Raw genomic sequence first — 15,645 nt, forward strand, 5'->3', positions numbered from 1 at the left:
CCCTGTCCTACGCTCCCATCGTGCCAGTGATTGCTGGCACGGTCGTATTCGCGTTCATGGAAGGCGGCGGCATGGCTGGGCTGACGCATGAGCATGTGCGGGTGGCGGTGATCGGGGCCGGATTCGGCGGGCTGGGAGCGGCGGTGCGGCTGCGCCGCGCGGGCATCACGGACTTCGTGGTGCTGGAGCGCGCGGACGCGGTCGGCGGCGCCTGGCGGGACAACACCTATCCGGGCTGTGCCTGCGATGTCCCGTCGCATCTGTACTCCTTCTCCTTCGCGCCCAACCCCGACTGGCCCCGGAACTTCTCCGGTCAGCCCCATATCCGCGCCTATCTGGAGCGGGTCGCCGACACCTTCGGGCTGCGGCCGCACCTGCGCTTCGGCGCCGAGGCGCGGTCCCTGCGCTGGGACACCGAGGCGGTGCACTGGGAGGTGGAGACGGCGCGGGGCTCGCTGACCGCCGATGTGGTGGTGAGCGCCACCGGTCCGCTCGCCGACCCCCGGATCCCGGACCTTCCCGGGCTTGACGGCTTCCCCGGCGCCGTCTTCCACTCCGCCCGCTGGGACCACACCACCGATCTGCGCGGCAAGCGGGTGGCGATGATCGGCACCGGCGCCTCGGCCATCCAGATCGTCCCCGCCATCCAGCGCGAGGTCGGCCGGCTCACCCTCTTCCAGCGCACCCCGCCGTGGGTGCTGCCGCGGATGGACCGCCGGATCAGCGGCCTCGAGCGATGGCTGCACTCGAAGATCCCGGCCACCCGTTCGCTGCGCCGCGGGGTGCTGTGGGGCATCCGGGAGCTGCAGGTCGGGGCCTTCACCAAGCGGCCGGGCGAGATGCGGTTCGTGGAGCGGCTGGCCCGCGCCCAGATGCGACGGGCCATCAAGGACCCGGGGCTGCGGGCGGCGCTGACCCCCGACTACCGCATCGGCTGCAAGCGCATCCTGCTCTCCAACGACTACTATCCGGCGCTCGCCCAGCCGCATGTGGACGTGGTCCCGACGGGGCTGAAGGAGGTGCGCGGCTCCACTCTGGTCGGTGCCGACGGCACCGAGACCGAGGCCGACGTGATCATCTTCGGCACGGGCTTCCATGTGACCGACGTCCCCATAGCCCAGCGGGTGACCGGGGCGCGCGGGACGACGCTCGCGGAGGAGTGGAGGGGCGGGATGGAGGCGCTGCGCGGCACCAACCCGGCGGGCTTCCCCAACTTCCTGACCATCATCGGGCCCAACACCGGCCTCGGGAACAGCTCGATGATCCTCGTCATCGAGGCGCAGCTGGCCTATATGGCCGACTATCTGCGCCAGTTGGACACCCTCGGCGGCAAGGTCGCGCTGGACGCCCGGCCGTCGGCGGTGCGCGCCTACACCGACATGATCCAGGAAAGGATGGAACGCACGGTGTGGAACACCGGAGGTTGCGACAGCTGGTACCTCGACAACGGCCGCAACACCACCCTGTGGCCCGGGACGACGTCCGAGCTGCGGAGGGTCACCCGGCGCGTGGACCTCGCCGAGTACATGGTGGTGCGGCCGCGCACCGGGCCGGTCAAGGCCACGGTGTCCACGGCCGGTGCGGGGAGGGGATCGCGATGAGGCGGGCTCCTTCGCCGCCCCCGGGGCCGTACGTCCCGCCCGTGCCGGAGCGCGAGCTGACAGCCGTCTCGGCCGACGGGAGCCGGATCCATACGGAGCTGCACGGGCCCGAGGGCGCCCCGGCCGTCCTGCTCGCGCACGGCTGGGTCTGCTCCACAGCCTTCTGGGCGCCGGTGGTGCGCGCCCTCTCGGCCGACCACCGGGTGATCCTCTACGACCAGCGCGGCCATGGCCGCAGCCCGGCCCCAGGGCCCGGCGGCTACGGCACCGAGGCCCTGGCCGACGATCTGGTGGCGGTGCTGGAAGCGGCCCTTCCGTCCGGTCGGCGGGCCGTGCTGGCGGGCCACTCCATGGGCGCGATGACGCTGATGGCCGCCGCCGACCGCCCCGTGCTGCGTGAGCGCGCGGCCGCCGCGGTGCTGTGCAGCACCGGTGCCGCACGGCTGATGGAGCGGTCGAGGGTGGTGCCGCTGCGCTCCCCGCGGGCGCGGGCGCGGGTGCACCGCCTGCTCCTCGGCTCACGCGCCCCGCTGGGCCCGGTCACGCCGCTCTCCAAGCGGCTGGTGCGGTACGTCACGATGGGCCCCGGCGCCGACCCGGCCACGGTGGAGGTGGCCGCGCGGATCCTGCACGCCTGCCCCCGCGTCGTACGCGCCGGATGGGGCCGGGTCCTGGCCGCTCTCGAACTGGACGCGCGGGTCGGCCGGCTGACCATGCCCACGGCCGTCATCGCCGGCACCGCCGACCGGCTCACCCCGACCGAGCACGCCCACGCCCTCGCCGCCGCGCTGCCGCACTGCACCGGACTGACCGAGCTCCCGGGGCTCGGCCATATGACCCCGCTGGAGGATCCGGAGGCGGTCACCGGGGTGATCCGCGGCCTGGTCGAGGAGTACGGGACACCCCGGGAAGCCGATCTCACGACCTCTACGGAAGCCGGGCACACGGCAGCGGCAGCGGCAGTGGCAGCGGAAGCGGACGCGAAGGAGCAGACGGCATGAGTGTGCGCAGGGGCCTTGAGGGCCAGGTCGCGGTGGTGACGGGCGCGGCGCGGGGTGTCGGCGAGCTGCTCGCCCGCAAGCTCTCGGCACGCGGCGCGAAGGTCGCGCTGGTGGGCCTGGAGCCCGAGGAGCTGAAGCGGGTCTCGGGGCGGCTGGCCACCGACTCCGCCTACTGGCACGCCGATGTCACCGACGCCGCGGCGATGGCGCGGGTGGCGGAGGAGGTCGTGGGGCGGTTCGGCGCGGTGGACATCGTCTGTGCCAACGCGGGCGTGGCCCAGGCCGGTCCGTTCCTCGACACCGATGAGACGGCCTGGCGGCGGGTGATCGAGGTCAATCTGCTGGGCAGCGCCGCCACGGCCCGCGCCTTCCTGCCCGCGCTGACCGCGAGCCGCGGCTATCTGCTGCAGATCGCCTCGCTCGCCGCGATCGCGCCCGCGCCCATGATGACGGCGTACTGCGCGTCCAAGTCCGGGGTCGAGGCGTTCGCCCACAGTCTGCGGGCCGAGGTGGGCCACCGTGGGGTCCGGGTCGGCGTGGGCTATCTGAGCTGGACGGACACCGATATGGTGCGCGGCGCCGACCGGGACGAGGTGATGCGCGAGCTGCGGCAGCGGCTGCCCTGGCCCGCGGGCCGCACCTATCCGCTGGGCCCGGCGGTGGACCGGCTGGTGGCGGGCATCGAGCGCCGGTCGGCGCATGTGTACGCGCAGTGGTGGCTGCGCGGTATGCAGTCGATGCGCGGCTATCTGCCCGCGTTCATCCACGCCGTGGGGCGACGCGAGATGCGCCGCGCCGAGCCTCGGCTGGCGGCGACCCGGGAGGAGCGGGGCGGTCTGGTGGGCGAGGGCGGCGCGGCGGACGAGAAGGCGCGCACGTCGGGCGCCGTGGGCACGGAGCGTCACCAGTAACGCTCAGTCAACCGTGCTGACCTGGGCTTTCTTCGACTCCTCCGGTCCGGAATGCGGAGAAAGTCGGTGCGTGTAACTCTTGTCGGGCCCGACGCCATTCACCCGATGAGGAGTGACACATGGGCCCCAAGGACCAGTCGAACGAGAAGGCTCAGCAGGCCAAGCGGAAGCAGCAGGGCGGCCGGAGCCAGGAGCCGCGGCGCGGTCAGCAGACGCAGTCCGGTGAGCGCGGGCAGTCGGCTGAGCGCATGCAGTCCGGTGAGCGCATGGAGGAGCGCTCCCGCCGGGAGCCGGGGCAGGAGCAGCGCCGTGGCCGGCAGGACCGGCCGGAGGCCCACGGGGAGTCCCAGCGGATGGGCCGTGAGCGCCGTCAGCCGGGCATGGACGACGAGACGATGGACCAGGAGCCCTTCGAAGAGATGTGACGTACAGAGGGCGGCACATTGGGCGGGAGGGGTGTATCCCCATGTTTGACCATGGGGATACACCCCTGAGCCTGCACCCTCAGTTCCCGTTGCGCGGCGGCAGTTGGGGGCGGCGCAGGTCGGGGACGTCCGAGTGGTCCGGTGGGGTCGCGGCCGGATGGCGCTCCAGCAGATCGAGCGCCGTACGGACGGCGACCCCCAGTTGCGGATGGCGGCCCTCCGCCCAGTCGACGGGGGAGCGCGGCGCCTCGATGTCCGGCTCCACACCGTGGTTCTCCACGCCCCAGCGATAGGCGTCGAACCACGCGGCGTTCATCGGCACCGTGATCGACGTGCCGTCACCGAGGCGGTGCCGGCCGGTTATCCCGACCACCCCGCCCCAGGTGCGCAGCCCCACCACCGGCCCGATGCCCTGGATCTTGAAGGCCGCGGTGATCATGTCGCCGTCGGAGGAGGTCGCCTCGTCGGCGACCGCGACGATCGGCCCGCGCGGCGCGTTGCTGGAGTACGACACGGGCTGGGCGTTGCGGGTCAGGTCCCAGCCCATGACCTTGCGGGTGAGCTTCTCCACCACCAGCTCGCTGATGTTGCCCCCCGCGTTGCCCCGGACGTCCACGATCAGCGCGGGCAGCGACATCTCGCGGCGCAGATCGCGGTTGAACTGGGCCCAGCCGGAGCCGCCCATGTCGGGGATGTGGAGATAGCCGCACCGTCCGTCGCTCAACTCCCGCACCACGGACCGGCGCTGGGCGACCCAGTCCTGGTAGCGCAGCGGCCGGTCGTCGATCAGCGGGGAGACCGCGACCCGGCGCGGCGGCCCCTCGCCGTCCGGCGGTTCGAAGGTCAGCTCCACCGTTGTGCCGCCCGCGGCCGTCAGCAGCGGATACGGACCGGCCATCGGGTCCACCGGGCGCCCGTCGACATGGGTGAGCACGGCGCCGTCCCGGATGCCCAGACCGGCCAGCGGTGAGCGGGCCCGGGAGTCGGAGGACTCACCGGGCAGGATGCGGGCCACCGCCCACCGTCCGTCCTTGGCACGGGTGAGGTTGGCGCCGAGCAGTCCGATGGGGCGCTGGTAGTGGGGCGGCCCCTCGTTGCGCCGCTGGGCGCTGACGTAGGCGTGCGAGGTGCCCAGCTCGCCGAGGGTCTCGCGGAGCAGATCGGCGAACTCGTCGGGCGAGGCGACCCGTTCGACCAGCGGACGGTACTGGTCGAGCACCCCGTCCCAGTCGACACCGCACATCCCCGGGTCCCAGTAGTAGTGGCGGGTGATGCGCCCGGCCTCGTCGTACGCCTGCCGCCACTCGGACGCCGGATCGACGGTGTGCTGGATCCGCCGCATGTCGAGGTGGACGGTGGAGTCGCTGTCGCCGGACTCGGTGGCGGGCATCGCGCGCAGATCGCCGTCGTCGTAGGCCACCAGCCGGGTGCCGTCGCCGCTGACCACGAACCAGTCCAGTTCACCGGTGAGTTCGGTGCGCTTGGCCTTGGCCAGGTCGAAGTGTTCCAGGGTGGGGCGGCTCGAGGTCTCGCCCGGGTTGGCGAACGTCTCGCCGAGCGCGCCCGAGATCGGCCAGCGCAGCCACACCAGCCCGCCGCCGCTGACCGGGCTCAGCGAGGAGTACTTGGACGCGGAGACGGGGAAGGCCGTGACCCGGCTGGCCAGCCCCTCCACCTCGACCGTCACGGTGCCGTCGCCGTCGCCCTCGCCCCCGCTGACGTCCGGGTCCAGTCCGCCCGCCGCCGGGCGCCCCTCGGGGGACAGCGCGAAGGGCGAGGGGGTGGCGGAGGACAGCGGTACGAGATAGGGGCGGCAGCCGAGCGGGAAGGAGAGGTCGCCGGTGTGCACGTCGTAGACCGGGTCGAAGCCGCGCCAGGAGAGGAAGGCGAGATAGCGGCCGTCGCTGGTGAAGACCGGCTCCTCGTCCTCGAACCGGCCATTGGTCACCTCCACGGTGGTCCGGTCGGCCAGCCGCGCGATCTTGATGGAGCGCAGGGTGCGCCCTATCCCGGGGTGGGACCAGGCGAGCCAGGCCGAGTCGGGGGCGAAGGCCAGGTCGCCCACCGGGCCGTTGTCCGACCGGATCAGCTCGGTGACCTCGCCGTCGCCGTCGGGGGAGGTGTCCACCAGCAGCAGCCGCCCGTCGCCCGCGGCGACCGCGAGCAGGTCGCCGTCGGGCGAGGGCTCCAGCTCGTGCACCCGGCCCAGCTGACCGGCGGCCAGCCGGCGCGGCTCGGTGGGGCCGGTGGCCCCGGGCAGCTGCGCTATCTCGATGGCGTCCTCGCCCTCCGCGTCGGTGAGGTAGGCGACCCGGCCGGTCGAGCCCAGCATCACGGGCAGCCGCACCCGGACGCCCGGGGTGTCGGCGAGGGTGCGGGCGGGGCCGTCGCGGTGGGTGAGCCAGTACAGGCTGCCGCGGACGCACACCGCGCTGGCCCGGCCGGTGGTGTCCACCGACAGCGAGTCGATGTGCGAGGCGGCGGGCACCTGGTAGGGCCGCCGCCCGGTGCGCGCCCCGCCGAGCCGTACGTCCAGCTTGCGCGGTTCGCCGTCCGGGCTCAGGTCGTCCACCAGCCACAGCTCGCCCGCGCACTGGTAGACGACGCGGGAGCCGTCGGTCGAGGCGTGCCGGGCGTAGAAGTCGGCGTGGTCGGTGTGGCGGCGCAGATCGGTGCCGTCGGGCAGACAGGAGTAGAGGTTGCCGATGCCCTCGTGGTCGGAGAGGAAGGCGATCCTGCCGCCGACGAACATCGCCGCGTCCAGATGGCCGTTCAGCTTCTCCGCGAGCCGGGTGCCGTGCAGCCACAGCCGCCCCATCGCCCCGCCCCGGTAGCGCTTCCAGGTGGCGGGCTCGTGCGGCGGTTTGCCGGTGAGCAGCAGGGTGCGGCGCTCGCCGTCGAGGTCGGCCATCGCGATGTCGGCCACCGGCCCCCAGGGCAGCCGCCCGCCGGGGCTGCCGTCGGTGGGCAGGCTGTAGGCCCAGGAGAAGTGGGAGAACGGCTGCTCATGGGAGGAGACCGCGAGGATCTGGGAGGCGCCGTCCTGGTCCGGCGGGGTCCAGCCGCACACCGTGGCGTCCGTACTGCCCCAGTAGGTCAGCCGGCGGGCCGGGCCGCCGGCCGAGGGGACGAGATAGATCTCCGGGTCGAGGCTGCGCCAGGTGGTGAACGCGATCTGGGAGCCGTCGGGGGAGAAGCGGGGAGGTCCGACGCGGGTACGGTCCACGGTCAGCCGCCACGCTCGCCCGGGTGGCCCACCCGGGTCGGTCAGCGGGGCGACCCACAGATCGTCCTCGGCCGCGAAGCACAGCAAGTCGCCGTGCAGATGCGGAAATCGCAGGTACGCCAGGTCGTCGTCGCACGCGTAAGGCTCCACCCCACCCATGTTTTCGAGCTACGCCATTCGGAGCAACTCGGTTGTGTGACCGAGACCACCAACGAAACGGCGTAGTTTCGATAGGGCCGGGCTTATGCTGGAGGGGTACGAAACCGTTTCGTTCGGAAGTTCGGACGTTCGGACGTGTGGAAGTTCGGACGTGTGGAAGTTCGACAGCCCGGAGGGAGGCGACGCCCCATGCGGACCACGGATCAGCCGACGGAGGACCGCGACACCGCCCGGGTGCGCCGCAGCAGACTCTCCCCCGAACGTGAGCGGGAGCTGTACGAGGCGGTGGTCGAGCTGCTGGGCGAGGTCGGGTACGACGGTCTGACGATGGACGCCGTCGCGGCCCGCACCCGATCCAGCAAGGCCACGCTCTACCGCCAGTGGAAAGGCAAGCCGCACCTGGTCGCGACCGCGCTGCGCCACACCAAGCCCGTTCTGCTCCAAGGCGTCGACACCGGATCGCTCCGCGGGGACCTGCGGGAGATCGCGCGGTGTTCGGAGACCGCCCATGAGCGGGACGCCGCGCTGATGAGGGGACTCGCCCACGCAAGCCACGACAACCCGGACCTTCATCAGGCCCTGCGAGAGTTGTTGATCTTCCCCGAGATCGACGCGCTCCACGCGCTGCTGAGGCGCGCCGTCGACCGCGGCGAAGTCACCCCGGACCGGCCCGCCTTGAACTACGTCGTGCACATGATGTGCGGCGCGTTCATCACCCGACCGCTCGTCGAGGGCAAGCAGCCGGACCAGACGTATCTCCTGGAGTACATCGACGCCGTGATCCTCCCCGCGCTCGGCGCCGCATAGCCCTTCCTCTCGCCTCCTCACTCCCCCCTGATCTCCCCGCACAACCTCATAAGGCCCCGGACGGCGCGCCGCTCTCGTCGCCGGTTCGGTCACCCATCCCTGCCCAGTGTCAGCCAATCGACGGGAGCACCCCTTCTCGTGGCCACCTTCCTTTATAAACTCGGCCGGTTCGCCTTCCGGCGACGCGGCTTCGTCGCGTTGATATGGGTGGCGCTGCTCGCGGTCGCGGGCGTCGGCGCCGCCACCGCCTCCCAGCCCGCCAACGACAGCTTCTCGATCCCGGGCACTGAGGCCCAGAAGGCATTCGACCTGCTGGAACAGCGGTTCCCCGGCGGTAACGCGGACGGCGCCACCGCCCGTGTGGTCTTCCGCGCCCCGAGCGGCGAGAAGATGACCGACCCGGACAACAAGGCGGTGGTCACCAAGACCGTCGCCGACCTCAAGGCCAGCTCGCCGCAGATCGCCTCGGTCGCCGACCCCTACCAGTCCCATGCCGTCAGTAAGGACGGCACCACGGCGTACATCCTGACCAGCTACAAGGTCAACGCCATGGAGCTGGAGGACCCCGCCAAGGACGGTTTGAAGGACGTGGGGGACAAGGCCCAGAAGTCGGGGCTGACGGTGCAGATCGGCGGTGACGCGCTCCAGGAGATGCCGGAGACCGGATCCACCGAGATCATCGGCATCGCGATCTCCGCGGTCGTCCTCGCCATCACCTTCGGCTCGCTGGTCGCGGCCGGACTGCCACTGCTGACCGCGCTCATCGGCGTCGGCATCGGCATCTCGTCGATCACCGCGCTCGCCACCACCCTGGGGCTGTCCACCACCACCTCCACACTGGCGATGATGATCGGCCTCGCGGTCGGGATCGACTACGCGCTGTTCATCGTCTCCCGCTACCGCGCGGAGCTGGCCGAGGGACGGGACCGGGAGGAAGCCGCCGGACGGGCCGTGGGCACCGCGGGCTCCGCGGTCGTCTTCGCCGGCCTTACGGTCGTCATCGCGCTGGTCGGCCTCGCCGTCGTCAACATCCCGATGCTGACCAAGATGGGCTTCGCCGCGGCCGGTACGGTCGTCATCGCCGTCCTCATCGCGATCAGCCTCATCCCGGCGGTGCTGGGCTTCGCCGGCAAGCGGGTGTTCGGGCGCAGGGCGCGCCGGCGGATGGAGGAGCGCGCCGCGGCGGCCGCCGCGAGCGGTGCGGACGCCTCCGAGGAGAAGCCCAACATGGGCACCCGCTGGGCCCGCTTCGTGCTGCGCCGCCCGTTGATGGTGCTCCTGGTGGCCGTGCTCGGCCTCGGCGCCGCCGCCGTGCCCGCCGTCAGCCTGGAGCTCGGTCTGCCGGACGACGGCTCGCAGCCGGTCAGCAGCCAGAAGCGCCAGGCGTACGACATGATCTCCGAGGGCTTCGGCCCCGGCTCCAACGGTCCGCTGATGGTGGTCGTCGACGCCAAGGGCAGCGATGACGCCAAGGGCGCGGCCGAGCAGGTCCGCAAGACCATCACCGGTCTGGACGGTGTGGCCGCGGTCAGCCCGGCCACCTTCAACAAGGCGGGCGACACCGCGACGCTCTCCGTCATCTCCAAGTACAAGCCGAGCAGCATCGACACCGAGAACCTGGTCGGCGACATCCGGGACGAGGCGAGCGGCTTCAAGTCCGACACCGGTGCCGAGGTGCTGGTCACCGGCCAGACGGGGATGAACATCGACATCTCGCAGAAGCTCAACGACGCGCTGGTGCCCTATCTGGTGCTCGTCGTCGGACTGGCCTTCCTGCTGCTGATGGTGGTCTTCCGGTCCGTTCTGGTCCCGCTCAAGGCGGCGCTCGGGTTCCTGCTCTCCGTCGTCGCGGCGCTCGGCGCGGTGGTCGCGGTCTTCCAGTGGGGCTGGCTGGCGGACCTGTTCGGGGTCGAGGAGACCGGCCCGATCATGAGCATGATGCCGATCTTCATGATCGGTGTGGTGTTCGGTCTGGCGATGGACTACGAGGTCTTCCTGGTGACCCGGATGCGGGAGGCGTACGTCCACGGCGAGCGCCCCGGCCAGGCCGTCGTCACCGGCTTCCGGCACGGCGCCCGGGTGGTCACCGCGGCCGCGGTCATCATGATCAGCGTCTTCGCGGGATTCATCGGCTCGTCCGAGTCGATGATCAAGATGATCGGCTTCGGCCTCGCCACCGCCGTTCTCTTCGACGCCTTCGTGGTCCGTATGGCCATCGTCCCGGCGGTCCTGGCGCTGCTCGGCAAGGCGGCCTGGTGGCTGCCGCGCTGGCTGGACCGGGCGCTGCCCAACGTGGACGTGGAGGGCGAGGGCCTGCGCAAGCAGCTCGAGCAGCCCGCCGCGGCCCAGCAGCCCGACAGGGACTCCGACGCCGAGCTGACCCGCGTCTGACCTCCGTCTGACCCACATCTGACTCGCGTCTGACCCGCGTCTGACCCGCGTCCGACTCGCGTCTGAACACCTGGCGTCACGCCTCGGCCCGACGGCGGCCTTCCGATCCCGGAAGGCCGCCGTTCGACGTTTTCCACGAGCCCGCGCGATCCCGCGACGTCGGCGCTCTTGCGAACGACTTGCAGGTACGGGCTACCATCGGGCCGATAGCCGCAGCTCAGGAAGTTCAGGAGCGGAGTCCTGCCATGCATGTGCCCGACGGATTCATCGACGCACCGGTGTCGGTGGCGACCGGTGTGGTCGCGGCCGGGGCCGTCGCGGTCAGTTTGCGCGGCGCCCGGCGGGAGCTCGACGAGCGGACCGCGCCGCTGGCCGGGCTGGTCGCGGCGTTCATCTTCGCCGTGCAGATGCTGAACTTCCCCGTGGCCGCCGGGACCAGCGGCCATCTGCTGGGCGGCGCGCTGGCCGCGATACTCGTGGGCCCGTACACGGGGGTGTTGTGCGTCTCCGTGGTGCTGCTGATGCAGAGCGTCCTGTTCGCGGACGGCGGGCTCACCGCGCTCGGCGTCAACATCACGGACATGGCCCTGGTCACCACCGTCGTGGCGTACGCGCTCTTCCGCGCGATCGTGAAGCTGGCCCCGCATCGCCGCCGTACGGTCACCGTCGCGTCCTTCGTGGCGGCGCTGATCTCCGTACCGGCCGCCGCGGTGGCCTTCACGGCGATCTACGCGCTCGGCGGCACGGCCGATGTGGCGATCGGCAAGGTCTTCGCGGCGATGGTCGGTGTGCATGTGCTGATCGGCATCGGCGAGGCGGCGATCACCGCGCTGACGGTCGGTGCCGTCGTGGCCGTACGGCCGGATCTGGTGTACGGGGCGCGGGGGGTGACCGCGCGTCCGCTGGAGATCCGCAGCAGCCCGCTGGCCCCGGCCGCCCCGGGGGCGGTGGCGCGGGCCGAGGGCCCGGTGACCGAACCCGCCGCGACGACCTCCGGGACCTCCGAGCCCGCCGGGATCCCCGAGTCCGCCGGGGCCCCCGAGCTTGCCGGGGCCTCCGGGGCCCCAGAGCCCGCCGCCGGGCCACGGCGGTCGGTGCGGCCCGTGTGGTGGGCCGGGCTCGCGGCCGCGCTGCTGTGCGCCGGGGTCATCAGCTTCTACGCCTCCGCCAGCCCCGACGGGCTGGAGAAGGTCGCCCATGACAAGGGGATCGACCAGAAGGCGGAGGACCACGCCGCCAAGGACTCCCCGCTCGCCGACTACGGCGTCAAGGACATCACCGACGCCCGGCTCTCCGGCGGGCTCGCCGGGGTGATCGGGGTCGGGGCCACGCTCGCCGTCGGCTCCGGGGTCTTCATCGTCATACGGCGGCGCAGGGCGACGGCCGAGAGCGGGAGAGGCTGACCGTGGGCGCGGGACACGCACACAAGCTCTACCGGGAGGGCCGGTCGCCCGTCCACGCCCTCCCCCCGCACTGCAAGATCGCCGCGGTCTTCTGCTTCGTCCTGGTCGTCGTCTCCACGCCCCGCGAGGCCGTCTGGGCCTTCGGGGCGTACGCGGTGCTGCTGGCCGGAGTGGTGGCGGCGGCCCGGATCCCGGCCGGGTACGTACTGCGGCGGCTGCTGATCGAGATCCCGTTCGTGGCCTTCGCCGTGCTGATGCCGTTCATCGCGGAGGGCCCGCGGGTGGAGGTGCTGGGGATGTCGCTCAGCGAGTCCGGGCTGTGGAGCGCCTGGAACATCCTCGCCAAGGGCACCCTCGGCGTCGCCGCCTCCGTCCTCCTGGCGTCCACGACCGAACTGCGCGCCCTGCTGCTGGGATTGCAGCGGCTGCGGATGCCCTCGCTGCTGGTCCAGATCGCCTCATTCATGATCCGCTACGGGGACGTCATCTCCGATGAGATGCGCCGGATGCGGATCGCCCGCCAGTCGCGCGGCTTCGAGGCGCGCGGGGTGCGGCACTGGGGTGTGCTCGCCTCCTCGGCCGGGGCGCTGTTCATCCGCTCCTACGAACGGGGCGAGCGGGTCCACCTGGCGATGGTCAGCCGGGGCTATACGGGCACCATGCCGGTGATCGACGATGTGACGGCGTCCCGTACCCAGTGGATGTACGCCGCCGCCCTCCCGCTGACCGCGCTGGCGGTCTGCCTGACCGGATGGATGCTGCCATGACCGACCCCGCCACCACCCCGCCGTCCCTCCAGGTGTCCGGTCTGGCCTACGCCTACCCCGACGGCCATCAGGCCCTCTTCGGCGTCGATCTGACGGTGGCCCGCGGCGAGCGGGTGGCGCTCCTCGGCCCCAACGGCGCGGGCAAGACCACGCTCGTACTGCACCTCAACGGCATCCTTACGGCGGGCGCCGGGACGGTCACGGTCGCGGGGCTGCCGGTGGCGAAGGCACATCTGGCCGAGATCCGCCGCCGGGTGGGCATCGTCTTCCAGGACCCGGACGACCAGCTCTTCATGCCGTCCGTGCGCGAGGACGTGGCCTTCGGCCCGGCCGCGGCGGGGCTGCGCGGCCCGGAGCTGGAGGAGCGGGTGCGCCGCGCGCTGGAGCGGGTCGGGATGGCGGAGTTCGCCGACCGGCCGCCGCACCACCTCTCCTTCGGGCAGCGGCGGCGGGTGGCCGTGGCGACCGTACTGGCCATGGAGCCGGAGATCCTGGTCCTGGACGAGCCCTCGTCCAACCTCGACCCGGCCTCGCGCCGCGAACTCGCCGACATCCTGCGGTCCCTGGACGTGACCGTGCTGATGGTCACCCACGATCTGCCGTACGCGCTGGAGCTGTGCCCGCGCTCGGTGGTGCTCAGCGGCGGGGTGATCGCGGCGGACGGCGGAACGCAGGAGCTGCTGTGCGACGAGGAGCTGATGCGCGAGCACCGGCTGGAGCTCCCCTTCGGCTTCGACCCGCGCTCGGTGACGGTGCCGGCGTTTCCGGTGGGGTGAGGGTGCCGGTGAGGTGGCGGGCTGGGGGTGTCCGGCGGGCCTTGACGCCTGCGGCGGGCTGTTCCCCTCCCCGCCCCTTCCCGGCAGCATCGATATGCGGCTCCGCCGCGTGGGGGGGGCTCCGCCCAGACCCCGAGGATCCAGGGGCGAAACCCTGCCACGCGGCGGATCCCCGTAGGTACGGTGACCAGCGCCGGTGAGGCGGCACGCTCCGGTGAGGTGACCGGTCATCCGGGCCCGCCGGACATGGACATCGGCGTCGGCGCCGCTCGGCACGGGCGTCCGGCCTTGATCCGTTCCACCGCCGCCAGCAGATCCGCCTGCCGCACCCGCGGCCGTCCCGTCCGCAGCACCTCCGCCGCCGCGTCGATCACCGCACGGCGGATATCGCGCCCGGTCACCTCGTCGACCCCGGCCAGCCCCTCCGGTGAGACGTCCTCGGCGAGGGGCAGCGCCTCGGGCAGATGGCGCCGCCAGATCCCGGCCCGAGCCGCCTCGTCCGGCGCCGGGAAGCGCACATGCCACACCCGGCTGTCGAACGCCGTGTCATAGCTCGTCACCAGGTTGGTGGCCAGGACGACCAGCCCCTCATGGCTGTCCAGGGCGGTCAGCATCTCGCTGCGCATGGCGTTCACCGCGTGCTCCGAGCCATGGGTGGTGGTCTCGAACCGCGAGGACATCAGCGCGTCCGCCTCGTCCAGGAAGAGCACCGCGCCCTGCTCGCGCGCCGCATGGAAGAGCGCCGCCAGGTTCTTCGGGCCCTCCCCGTGGTACTTGCTCTCCAACTGCGAGGCGCGGGCCGGTATCAGCGGACGCCCCAGCCGGTGGGCGAGGGCGTGGGCGGCCAGGGTCTTGCCGGTGCCGGGCGCGCCCTCCAGGTTGATCGCCGAACCGGGGTGCGGCTGGATCTCGCGCAGCCCCCACTCGTCGAACAGCACCCGGCGCTGCTCCACGGTATGCACAGCGCGCAGCAGTTGGTCCAGCGTCCGGTCCGGGAGCACCAGGCGGTCGAAGGTGTACAGCGGTGGCGTCGCGGTGAACCGCCGCGCCCGCTCCGCGATCGACGGTTCGTCCGGCCCCGCTTCCGCTTCACTCTCCGCCGTCGGACCCGCGCGCGGCCCCGACTCCGCCGCCCCCGGCGGTTGATTGGTGACGGTGACGGTGAGCGGCCGTGGTCCGCCGCGGCCGCTGAACTCCTTCGCGGCCTCGATCAGCCGGGTCCGCAGCAGCGCCGCCTCCACATCGTCGGTGCCGCCCGGAATCCCGGTGACGGCGAAGGCGGTACGCGAACCCCTTCCCAGGTTCCTCACTGGATCTCCCCCCTCGAACGCCGGCCGCGCCCCTGGCCCCGGGCCCACGGACCCGAGCCCACGGCCCCGGACCCTCAGCCCCAGACCGCGACCCGGTGGTGCGCATGAGCGCTGCGCACCCGCTGCTCGGCCTGCTTCCCCTCGATCCGGCGGCCTTCGACGAACTGCTCCCGCGAGGTGTCGAAGAGCCCCTGGATATAGCTGACATTGCCGTTGCGGATGGATTCGGAGACCGTGACCGCCCGCAGATCGGGATCGGTGTGCAGCCGCTCGCTCCGGGACCGGAACCAGTCCGCCAGGAGCTCGATGGTCACGCAGACGACATGGACCACCGCGACCGCGCCGATCCCGCCGAGTGCGAGGAGGACCATGCCCAGCAGGCTCAGCATGACGGCCCCGCCTCTCCGAAGATGATGAGGTCCTTGTCCCCGAAGGCCGCGCACAGCTCCTCGTCCAGGCGCCGGGCCCGGCAGACCCAGACCGGGGCGGACGCCTCGGTGTCGCCCAGCGGGACGCCCTCCTGGTCCAGGAAGAAGGTCTGCACGAGGAACACCGGGCCCTGGCGCCGCCGCAGCACGGCTCCGGCGGCCGCTTCCGGTGCCCGTGGGCGGTTGCGGACCAGGAAGGAGACCACATCGCGGTAGCGGAGGACGCCGCGCGGCGATACACGCCGGGCGCCCCGCCCGTGCTCGCGCTCCCGGTCGCTCCCGGCCCCGGGGGACCGGCACTCGAGACGGGCGTCCGTCCCGCGGAGCGTCACGTCGAAGGTGCCGAGGAAACGGTCGTCGGTGGCCGTCTCACGAGCGCCGCGCTGGTCAGGCATGGGCTTCCCCCGTCTTCCGAATCCGTCGTCCGAACCGGTCGTCCG

General features: G+C 72.2%; 13 protein-coding genes. 9 read left to right on the forward strand and 4 right to left on the reverse strand.

From position 1 onward, the window contains the following. Nucleotides 1-71 precede the first annotated feature (71 nt). The 4 genes from JK364_RS32590 (at nt 72) to JK364_RS32605 (ending at nt 3,938) form a co-directional block, all read left to right on the forward strand. Complete coding sequence (locus JK364_RS32590; protein WP_201855133.1) at nt 72-1,601, forward strand: flavin-containing monooxygenase; 1,530 nt, start codon at nt 72-74, stop codon at nt 1,599-1,601. Then, nucleotides 1,598-2,602: an alpha/beta fold hydrolase gene (locus tag JK364_RS32595; RefSeq protein ID WP_201854951.1), complete on the forward strand. Its 1,005-nt coding sequence runs from the start codon at nt 1,598-1,600 to the stop codon at nt 2,600-2,602. The genes JK364_RS32590 and JK364_RS32595 overlap by 4 nt, the downstream gene beginning before the upstream one ends. Further along, nucleotides 2,599-3,513: an SDR family oxidoreductase gene (locus tag JK364_RS32600; protein WP_201854952.1), complete on the forward strand. Its 915-nt coding sequence runs from the start codon at nt 2,599-2,601 to the stop codon at nt 3,511-3,513. The genes JK364_RS32595 and JK364_RS32600 overlap by 4 nt, the downstream gene beginning before the upstream one ends. Nucleotides 3,514-3,632: 119 nt before the next feature. Next, nucleotides 3,633-3,938 carry a hypothetical protein gene (locus tag JK364_RS32605; protein WP_201854953.1) on the forward strand — a complete coding sequence of 102 codons (306 nt, stop codon included), beginning with the start codon at nt 3,633-3,635 and terminating at the stop codon, nt 3,936-3,938. Nucleotides 3,939-4,017: 79 nt separating this feature from the next. On the opposite strand, the gene JK364_RS32610 is transcribed toward JK364_RS32605, so the two are convergent. Beyond that, nucleotides 4,018-7,314, reverse strand: coding sequence for a S41 family peptidase (locus JK364_RS32610; protein WP_307841444.1), 3,297 nt, complete (start codon nt 7,312-7,314; stop codon nt 4,018-4,020). A 198-nt stretch (nt 7,315-7,512) separates the two neighbouring features. Between JK364_RS32610 and JK364_RS32615 the strand changes: the two genes are divergently transcribed. The 5 genes from JK364_RS32615 (at nt 7,513) to JK364_RS32635 (ending at nt 13,467) form a co-directional block, all read left to right on the forward strand. Next, the gene (locus JK364_RS32615) at nt 7,513-8,130 is read left to right on the forward strand and encodes a TetR/AcrR family transcriptional regulator (RefSeq protein WP_230992850.1); all 618 of its coding nucleotides are present in this window, start codon (nt 7,513-7,515) and stop codon (nt 8,128-8,130) included. Nucleotides 8,131-8,268: 138 nt separating this feature from the next. Next, nucleotides 8,269-10,521, forward strand: a complete 2,253-nt coding sequence (locus JK364_RS32620; protein ID WP_201854955.1) for an MMPL family transporter — start codon at nt 8,269-8,271, stop codon at nt 10,519-10,521. Between the two features lie 245 nt (nt 10,522-10,766). Further along, on the forward strand, nt 10,767-11,924 hold the full coding sequence (locus tag JK364_RS32625; protein WP_201854956.1) for an energy-coupling factor ABC transporter permease: 1,158 nt from the start codon (nt 10,767-10,769) through the stop codon (nt 11,922-11,924). Nucleotides 11,925-11,926: 2 nt separating this feature from the next. Next, a complete protein-coding gene (gene cbiQ / locus JK364_RS32630; protein WP_201854957.1) occupies nt 11,927-12,691 on the forward strand; it encodes a cobalt ECF transporter T component CbiQ in 765 nt (254 codons plus the stop codon). Further along, the gene (locus tag JK364_RS32635; protein WP_201854958.1) at nt 12,688-13,467 is read left to right on the forward strand and encodes an energy-coupling factor ABC transporter ATP-binding protein; all 780 of its coding nucleotides are present in this window, start codon (nt 12,688-12,690) and stop codon (nt 13,465-13,467) included. The genes cbiQ and JK364_RS32635 overlap by 4 nt, the downstream gene beginning before the upstream one ends. Nucleotides 13,468-13,694: 227 nt before the next feature. Here JK364_RS32635 and JK364_RS55675 read toward each other — a convergent pair whose 3' ends face one another. The 3 genes from JK364_RS55675 to JK364_RS55685 all read right to left on the reverse strand — a co-directional run bounded on the left by JK364_RS55675 (nt 13,695) and on the right by JK364_RS55685 (nt 15,600). Continuing rightward, entirely contained in the window at nt 13,695-14,777 is a 1,083-nt protein-coding gene (locus JK364_RS55675) for an ATP-binding protein (protein ID WP_307841445.1), read from the reverse strand. Between the two features lie 74 nt (nt 14,778-14,851). Next, the gene (locus JK364_RS55680) at nt 14,852-15,166 is read right to left on the reverse strand and encodes a hypothetical protein (protein WP_230992851.1); all 315 of its coding nucleotides are present in this window, start codon (nt 15,164-15,166) and stop codon (nt 14,852-14,854) included. After that, entirely contained in the window at nt 15,160-15,600 is a 441-nt protein-coding gene (locus JK364_RS55685) for a hypothetical protein (RefSeq protein WP_230992852.1), read from the reverse strand. The genes JK364_RS55680 and JK364_RS55685 overlap by 7 nt, the downstream gene beginning before the upstream one ends. Nucleotides 15,601-15,645: the final 45 nt, after the last annotated feature.

Origin of the sequence: Streptomyces endocoffeicus (assembly GCF_016741935.1) — a bacterium.
Taxonomy (GTDB): domain Bacteria; phylum Actinomycetota; class Actinomycetes; order Streptomycetales; family Streptomycetaceae; genus Streptomyces; species Streptomyces endocoffeicus.